Source organism: Pseudomonas citronellolis, from assembly GCF_029335315.1.
In the GTDB taxonomy this organism is placed as follows: domain Bacteria; phylum Pseudomonadota; class Gammaproteobacteria; order Pseudomonadales; family Pseudomonadaceae; genus Pseudomonas; species Pseudomonas citronellolis_A.
Genome location: NZ_JARJLT010000330.1, coordinates 1 through 8,279 on the forward strand (window position 1 = coordinate 1; position 8,279 = coordinate 8,279).

The following is an 8,279-nucleotide window of genomic DNA, read 5'->3' on the forward strand; positions in this document are numbered from 1 at the left end:
GTGCTGCGCCTCGGCGTAGGAGCGGACTCCGACTCGGGCGGGTCAGGCCGGGCCGTCGCGGGTCAGCCAGTCGATGAACAGCGAGAACAGCTCCGCCTGGGAGTTGATCTCCAGCTTGGTGTAGAGGTGCTTGCGGTGCATGCGCACCGTCTCCGGCGAGATGTCCAGCATGCGCGCGCTGGACTTCACCGAGTGGCCGCGCAGCAGCAGGTGGGCGATCTCGCGCTCGCGTTCGGTCAGGCAGTCGCTGCCGAAGTTCATGAAGGCTTCGCGGATGTGCCGGTTCAGGCGGCTGCGCGAGGCCTGGGTGCGGTCGCCGCTGCCGGCCAGCAGCTGTTCCAGGCCACCATTGCGGTCGAACTGCAGGAACAGCTCGCGCACCAGCTCGCGGGCGCTGCTCAGCAGGTCCAGCTGCTCGTCGCTCAGGCGCGCGCCGCTGTGGCCCTGGTACATGCACAGCGACACCTTGCGCTGCTCGTCGAGGTCGATGATGTAGTGGCAGTCCTCGCTGGAGCCGGCCTTGAGGTAGTAGGTCTTGTAGTACTCGCTGCTGAAGAAATCGTCCGGGGCGATCTCCGCCAGCGGGTAGAAGCCCTCGGCGAGGCCGTCTTCCATGGCCAGGCAGAAGGGGTCGAGCATGTAGCCGCGCGCGTAGTAGCGCTCGATCAGCGCCTCGCGGTACTGCTCGGCGATGCCGCGCTGGTACAGCGGCTGCGGCGGCAGGCCCTTGCGCTCCAGGGCGAGCATCATCGACTCGATCTGCGCCAGGCCGGCCAGGGCGTCGCCCAGGTGCTCGACGAAACCGGCTTCGGCCACCGTCGCCATGGCGCGCGCCAGCCCCGCATGCCAGGCATGCAGGGGCGGGGTGGTGGTGGGGGGGCTGGAGGCGCTCATGGTCGGCAGCATACTGGTGCCGCCGACCAGGAGCAAAGCGCCGCGTCCGCGCATCAGTGGCCCGCGTAGTCGCCGCTGCGCTTGAGGTCCTCGGCGGTTTCGAGGATGGCCTCGCGCAGGGTGTCGACGATCTCGTCGACCTGCGCGCGGGTAATGGTCAGCGGCGGCGACATCACGTTCAGGTGCACGATCGGGCGCACCAGCAGGCCGCGCTTCTGCGCGCGCAGGTGGATCTTCTCGCCGATGTTCAGCTCCTCGGGGAACAGCGTCTTGTGGCGCTTGTCGGCGACGAACTCGACGCAGGCCATCAGCTTCTGGCAGCGCACGTCGCCCACCAGCGGCAGGCTGGCCAGCTCCCGCAGGCGCTGCTCCAGGTAGGCGCCGACGTCGTTGACGTGCTCCAGCAGGTTCTCGCGCTGGATGATCTCGATGTTCTTCAGCGCCGAGATGCAGCTCACCGGGTGCCCGCTGTAGGTGAAGCCGTGGCTGAAGCAGCGGCCCTGGTTCGGCTCGGCGATCACCTTCCAGATACGGTCGGAGAAGATGCACGCGCCCAGCGGCAGGTAGCCGGAGGTCAGGCCCTTGGCGGTGGTGATGATGTCCGGCTGCATGCCGAACACGTCTTCGGAGGCGAAGAACGCGCCCAGGCGGCCGAAGGAGGTCACCACTTCGTCGGCGACGTAGAGCAGGTCGTACTTCTGGCACACCTGCCACATGCGCTGGTGGTAGCCCTTGGGCGGAATGATCACGCCGCCCGAGCCCATGATCGGCTCGGCGAAGAAGGCCGCCACGTTGTCGGCGCCCAGTTCGAGGATCTTGTCTTCGAATTCCTTGACCAGGAATTCGAGGAAGTCGCCCTCGGTCATGCCTTCCGGCGCGCGGTAGGGGTTGGGGCAGGAAATGTGGTGGATGAAGTCCTTGAGGAAGTCGAACTCCGCCGGGTGGTCGGCGACCTTGCCACCCAGGGACATGGTCAGGAAGGTCGAGCCATGGTAGGCGTTGACCCGGCTGATGATGTGCTTCTTGGCGTGCTTGCCGCGGCAGTTCTGGTAGTACTGGATCAGCCGGTAGGCGGTGTCCACGGCGGTGGAGCCGCCGGTGGTGAGGAACACATGGTCGAGGTCGCCCGGGGCCAGTTCGGCGAGCTTCTCGCAGAGCTGGATGGCGGTGACGTTGGCCATGTCGCAGAAGGGGTTGGAGTAGGCCAGCTGGCGCACCTGCTCGGCGATGGCCTCGGCCATTTCCTCGCGGCCCAGGCCGATGTTGGTGCACCACATGCCGCCGACGGCGTCCAGGTAGCGGTTGCCCTTGGTGTCGTAGATGTAGGCGCCCTGGCCTGCGGCGATGTTCAGCGCGCCGTTCTCGCGGTGGTCGTCGAACACGTGGTAGCCGTGCACGTAGTGGGCCTTGTCGGCGGCGACCAGCTTTGCGTCATCGAACTGGGCGAAGAAGGCGGCGGATGGGGTGGTCATGGCAGTACCTCGATCTTGCGGTTTCATCTCGTTAATTCCGTTTCCCTCTCCCCGGGCCTCGGTCGGGTGCTCCGCCCCTGGGGGCGGAAAGGCCTTTGGGCGCGGGATTGCACCGCGCTGCGGACTGCCCCCTCTCCCTTCAGGGAGAGGGTTGGGGAGAGGGGGCTCTTGTGGATCAGCTCATCAGGTCCCGGTCTTCACCGCGTTCCAGGTCCGGGTGATCAGGCGGGTGGCCTGCGGGCCCTGGACCTTCTGGGTGAACAGCCGCGAGCGGGTCTCGGCGTCCGGGTAGATCGCCGGGTCGTCACGCACCTCGGTGGCCAGCAGCGGCTTGGCCGCGCCGTTGCTGGTGGCGTAGCGGATGTAGTCGCTGACGTCGGCGGCCACCTTGGGTTGCAGCATGTATTCGATGAACTTGTGGGCGTTGGCCACGTGCGGCGCGTCGGCCGGGATGTAGAAGTCGTCGAACCAGATCAGCGAGCCTTCCTTGGGCACGAAATAGCCCAGCTTGACCTTGGCCCCGGCTTCGTCGGCGCGGGCCTGGGCGGTGGCGTAGTCGCCGGACCAGGTCATGGCCATGCACTGGTCGCCGTTGGCCAGGCCATTGAGGTAGCTGGTGGAGTCGAACTTGCGGATGTACGGTCGGATCGACTGCAGCAGCGCCTGGGCGGCCTTGAGGTCCTCGGGGTTGGCGCTGTTCGGGTCGCGCTTGAGGTAGGTCAGGGCCAGCGGGATGACGTCGGTGGGGGAGTCGATGATGGTCACCCCGCAGTCGGCGAATTTCGACACCACCTTGGGATCGAAGAGCATCGCCAGCGAGCCGATCGGCGCGTCGGGCATGCGTTCCTTGATCTTCTGGATGTTGTAGGTGATGCCGTTGCTGCCCCAGGTGTAGGGCGCCGAGTACTGCACGCCCGGATCGTAGTGATCCAGGTGCTTGAGCACCTCGGGGTCGAGGTTGCCCCAGCTGGGCAGCTTGCTCTTGTCCAGCGGCTGGAATACCCCGGCCTTGAGCAGCGGTGGCACCAGCGCGGCGTTGAGCACCACCAGGTCGTAGCCGGAACGGCCGGGCAGCAGCTTGCCCTGCACGGTCTCGTAGGAGTCGAAGGTGTCGTAGACCACCTTGATCCCGGTGGCCTTCTCGAAATCGGCGACGGTGTGCTCGCCGATGTAGTCGGTCCAGTTGTACAGCCTCAGCGTGTTGGCGCCATCGGCGTCCGCGGCCTGGCCGAGCAAGGGGCTCAGCAACAGGGCGCTGCCCAGGATCGCTGCGAAAGTCTTCTGCATTTCACTCCCACCTTTGTCGTTGTAAGGGTCGTGTCGGCTGTGGCCACTGTCCGCTGGCGGGCGTTTGGCGGCCATTCCCCGAATGGGTGGGTGGGGCTGGCATGCTGCTGTACAATCGTTCAGATTGGCGGCATCGGACACAGGAGCGGCAGGCGATGAACCAGGAAGTACGCTTTTCCCGGCTGGAACCCGAGCAGCGCAAGGCGCTGCTGATCGAGGCCACCCTGGCGTGCCTGAAGCAGCATGGCTTCCAGGGCGCGTCGATCCGCAAGATCTGCGCCGAGGCCGGGGTCTCGGTGGGGCTGATCAACCACCACTACGCGGGCAAGGACGAGCTGGTCGCCGAGGCCTACCTGACGGTCACCGGGCGGGTCATGCAGCTGCTCCGCGAGGCCATCGCCGAGGCCGCGCCGGACGCCCGCGCGCGCCTCTCGGCGTTCTTCCGCGCCTCGTTCAGCGCCGAACTGCTCGACCCGCAGCTGCTCGACGCCTGGCTGGCGTTCTGGGGCGCGGTGAAGACCGCCGAGGCGATCAACCGCGCCCACGATCATTCCTATGGCGAGTACCGCGCGCTGCTGGCGCAGGCGCTGAACCAGCTGGCGACGGAAGAGGGCTGGGCGAACTTCGACGCCGAGCTCGCCGCCATCGCCCTGTCGGCGATGCTCGACGGGCTGTGGCTGGAGTCCGGCCTGAACCCCAGCACCTTCACCCCGGAGCAGGGCGTGCAGGTCTGCGAGGCCTGGGTCGACGGCTTGCAGGCCGGTGGTCGGCAGCGCTTCAGCCGCGTGCCCGCAGGCTGTTGATCGGCCGTTCAGCAATCGCTACTCTGCGCCGGCCCTTGGGAAATTTCCCAAGGGCGCCCATCCTCTAATAAGAAATCCGCCGCGACCTCGCCGGCGGCCGCAGCAGGGTATTGGCGATGTCTCCCCGTGTACTGATCGTCGACGACGATCCGCTGATCCGCGAACTCCTCCAGTCCTACCTCGCCGGGGAGGGCTACGAGGTGGCGTGCGCCAGCACCGCCGAACAGGCCGAGGCCAGCCTGGCCGAGGCCGAGCAGGGCGGGCCGCCGTTCGACCTGGTGCTGCTGGACATCCGCCTGCCGGGCAAGGACGGCCTGACCCTGACCCGCGAGCTGCGGGTGCGCTCGGAGGTGGGCATCATCCTGATCACCGGGCGCAACGACGACATCGACCGCATCGTCGGCCTGGAATGCGGCGCCGACGACTACGTGATCAAGCCGCCGAACCCGCGCGAGCTGGTGTCGCGGGCGAAGAACCTGATCCGCCGCGTGCGCCACGCCCGCGCGCCGGCGCCCACGGCGGTGGCCGCGCGGCAGCCGTTGAAGCGCTTCGCCCAGTGGCGCCTGGACCCGGACCGGCGACGCCTGGTCGACCGCGACGGCGGCGAAACCCTGCTCACCCATGGCGAGTTCCAGCTGCTCAGCGTGTTCCTGCGCAACAGCGGCCACACCCTGAGCCGCGACCAGCTGATGGACCAGATCCGCAACCGCGAGTGGCTGCCCAACGACCGCTCCATCGACGTGCTGGTCGGCCGCCTGCGCCGCAAGCTGCGCGACGACCCGGCCGAACCCGAGCTGATCATCACCATCCACGGCGCCGGCTACCTGTTCACCGCCGCCCCCAGCGACGCCTGAGCCATGCGCTGGCTGGCGCTATTCGCGCTGCTGCTGGCCGGCCTGGCGCCGGCCGCCGAGCGCATCCGCTACTGCGACTACCCGGTGTACCCGCCGGTGTCCTGGAGCGACGGCCATGAAGTGCGCGGGCTGGCGCCGCAGGTGGTGAAGAATGTGCTCGGCGGCCTCGGCTACGAGGTCGAGGTGGTGGTGCTGGGCAACTGGAAGCGCTGCCTGCTGGACGCCGCCGCCGGGCGTGTCGACGTGGTCCTGGCCTATCGCAACGCGCAGCGCGACCAGGGCCTGCTGTTCTCCAGCGTGCCGGTGCTGCGCGAGGAAGTCGCGCTGTTCTACAACAAGCGCAAGCCGGTGCGTTTCGAGCAGCTCGCCGACCTTGCCGGTTATCGCGGCGGGCTGCTTTTCGGCGAGAGCTATGGCGCCGCCTTCGACCGCTTCGTCGCCCGCCACGACAACGTCGAGTACGTCTCCGACAGCCAGCAGAACTTCGGCAAGCTGATCCGCCAGCGCATCGACTTCATCGCCTACGAGCGCCGCACCGGGCGTCTGTTCGTCGAGCGCCTGCCCGGCGGCGAGGACATCCTCGACGCGCCGAAGCCGATCACCGTCGACTACCTGCGCCTGGCGGTGTCGCGGGATTCGCCGCTGGCGGAGCGCCTGCCGCAGATCGACGCGGCGCTGCAGAAGCTCAGCGACGACGGCAGCCTGGCGCGCTGGCTGGATGACAGCGAACGCGACTACCGCGCCATGCTCGCCGCCCGGGCCGCTACGCCATGAGGGCCCCGCGCGCGCCCGGGCCGCTGGCGCGGCGCCTGCTGCTGCGGGTGCTGGGCTTCAGCCTGTGCTTCACCCTGCTCGCCGGCGCGCTGCAGCTGTACCTGGAATACCGCCGCGAGATGCGCGACATCGAGGCGCGCCTGGAGCTGATCCGCGTCGGCTACCTGGCCAGTTTCGAGCGCAGCCTCTGGGACCTCAACCAGGAACAGCTGCGCGTGCAGCTGCACGGCCTGGTCGACTTCCCCGACATCGCCTGGGCCAGCCTGGCCAGCGCCGACTTCAACCTGGTCCAGGGCAACCTCCAGGCACCTGGCCCGCTGCGCGTCGAGCATTTCCCGCTGAGCTTCCAGCCGCCCCAGGGCGAGCTGCGCCAGCTCGGCGAGCTGGACATCGCCATCGACCTCGCCGCCGTGTACCGCCGCCTGTGGCATGGCGGCCTGAGCAACCTGCTGTGGATGGGCCTGTTCCTCTGCGGCCTGGCGGTGGCCCTGAGCTGGCTGTTCCACAGCCTGGTGACCCGCCACCTCGGGCGCATGGCCGAGTTCGCCGGGCGCATGGCCGGCGGCGACCTGCAGCAGCCGCTGCGCCTGGACAAGCGCCTGCGCGCCGAGGGCGACGAACTCGACACCGTGGCCCAGGCCCTCGACGACATGCGCCAGGCCCTGCGCGAAGAGCGCGACGAGCTGCAGCGCCAGGTCGAGCGGCGCACCGCCAGCCTGCGCCGGGCCAAGGACGAGGCCGAGGCCGCGAACGACGCCAAGACGCGCTTCCTGGCGACCATGAGCCACGAAATCCGCACCCCGCTCAACGGCATCCTCGGCATGGCCGAACTGCTCCGCGACGCGCCCCTGGGCGAGCTGGAACGCAAGCGCCTGCACGCCCTGCACAAGGCCGGCGAGGGCCTGCTGGCGGTGCTCAACGAGGTGCTGCACTTCGCCAAGCTGGAGGACGGCGCGAGCCTGCCGGAGCCGGTGGACTTCGACCTCGGCGAGCTGCTCGACGAAGTGCTGACCCTGCTGGAGCCGCGCGCGGCGGCCAACGCCACGCGCCTGTCGTTGCACCTGGGCGATGACGTTCGGCGCCGTTGCCGGGGCGCCGAACAGTTCCTGCGCCAGGTGCTGAGCAACCTGGTGGCCAACGCGGTGAAATTCACCGAGGACGGCGAGGTGCGCCTGGAGGTGGGCCTGCTGGCGCAACGCGGCGAGGCCCAGCGCCTGCGCTTCGCGGTGGTCGACGACGGCATCGGGATTCCCGAGGCGGTGCAGGCGCGCATCTTCGAACGCTTCACCCAGGCCAGCGAGGAAGTCACCCGCCGCTACGGCGGCAGCGGCCTCGGCCTGGCCATCAGCAAGCGCCTGGTGGAAGCCATGGGCGGGTGCATCGGCCTACGCAGCCGGGAAGGGCAGGGCAGCACCTTCTGGTTCGAGGTGGAACTGCAACCGGCCGCTGGCCCGGCGCGCGTGGCGGAACCGGTGCAGCGCAGCGAGCAATCCCTGCGCGTACTGCTGGTGGAAGACGTGCCGCTCAACCGCGAAGTCGCCCAGGGCCTGCTGGAGCGCGACGGCCACGCCGTGCGCCTGGCCGAGGACGCCGAACCGGCGCTGGCCGCCTGCCGCGAGCAGGCCTTCGACCTGATCCTGCTGGACATGCACCTGCCCGGCCTCGGCGGCATCGACGTGTGCCGGGCGATCCGCAGCCAGGCGGGGGGCTGCAACCGCGAAACGCCGATCCTGGCCTTCACCGCCAGCGTGCAGCCGGCCCTGGTGCGCAGCTACTTCGAGGCCGGCATGCAGGGCGTGCTGGGCAAGCCGCTGCGCCTCGACGACCTGCGCCGCGCCCTGGCCAACCTGAGCGCGCCGCCGCCCGCGCCGGCCAGCGACGGGGCGATCGACGAACAGGTGCTGGCGACCCACCGCGAACTGCTCGGCGAACACCGGGTGAAGGAGCTGCTGGGGATACTCCGCGACCTGCTGGCGCAGCAACTGCCGTTGCTCCGCGAAGCGCTGCGTGCCGGCGACACCAGCGAGGCGGCCGGCCTGGCCCACCGCCTGGCGGGCAGCTGCCACTCCATGGGCCTGCGCGGCCTGGGCGACTGCCTGCAGGCCCTGGAAGAAGCGGCCCTGGCCGGCGAGCCGCTGCACGGCTGGGCCGAAAAACTCGACTCGCAACTCAGCGCCGCCACCCCCCACCTGCCC

At 69.1% G+C, this 8,279-nt stretch carries 7 protein-coding genes; 4 read left to right on the forward strand and 3 right to left on the reverse strand.

Annotated elements, in window-relative coordinates; all coding sequences use genetic code 11:
* Positions 1-42: 42 nt before the first annotated feature.
* The 3 genes from P3W75_RS24570 to P3W75_RS24580 all read right to left on the reverse strand — a co-directional run bounded on the left by P3W75_RS24570 (position 43) and on the right by P3W75_RS24580 (position 3,653).
* Positions 43-894, reverse strand: coding sequence for a helix-turn-helix transcriptional regulator (locus tag P3W75_RS24570; protein ID WP_276229922.1), 852 nt, complete (start codon positions 892-894; stop codon positions 43-45).
* A 53-nt stretch (positions 895-947) separates the two neighbouring features.
* Complete coding sequence (locus P3W75_RS24575; RefSeq protein ID WP_276229923.1) at positions 948-2,366, reverse strand: aminotransferase; 1,419 nt, start codon at positions 2,364-2,366, stop codon at positions 948-950.
* A gap of 183 nt (positions 2,367-2,549) precedes the next feature.
* Entirely contained in the window at positions 2,550-3,653 is a 1,104-nt protein-coding gene (locus P3W75_RS24580; protein WP_276229924.1) for a polyamine ABC transporter substrate-binding protein, read from the reverse strand.
* Between the two features lie 155 nt (positions 3,654-3,808).
* On the opposite strand from P3W75_RS24580, the gene P3W75_RS24585 reads away from it, so the two are divergent.
* From P3W75_RS24585 to P3W75_RS24600, 4 genes are all read left to right on the forward strand, one after another.
* Positions 3,809-4,456 carry a TetR family transcriptional regulator C-terminal domain-containing protein gene (locus tag P3W75_RS24585; protein ID WP_276229925.1) on the forward strand — a complete coding sequence of 216 codons (648 nt, stop codon included), beginning with the start codon at positions 3,809-3,811 and terminating at the stop codon, positions 4,454-4,456.
* 110 nt (positions 4,457-4,566) lie between these two features.
* Entirely contained in the window at positions 4,567-5,310 is a 744-nt protein-coding gene (locus P3W75_RS24590) for a response regulator (RefSeq protein WP_276229926.1), read from the forward strand.
* A 3-nt stretch (positions 5,311-5,313) separates the two neighbouring features.
* Positions 5,314-6,084: a substrate-binding periplasmic protein gene (locus P3W75_RS24595; protein WP_276229927.1), complete on the forward strand. Its 771-nt coding sequence runs from the start codon at positions 5,314-5,316 to the stop codon at positions 6,082-6,084.
* A partial coding sequence (locus tag P3W75_RS24600; RefSeq protein WP_276229928.1) for an ATP-binding protein occupies positions 6,081-8,279 on the forward strand: 2,199 nt, incomplete at its 3' end. The genes P3W75_RS24595 and P3W75_RS24600, both read left to right, overlap by 4 nt.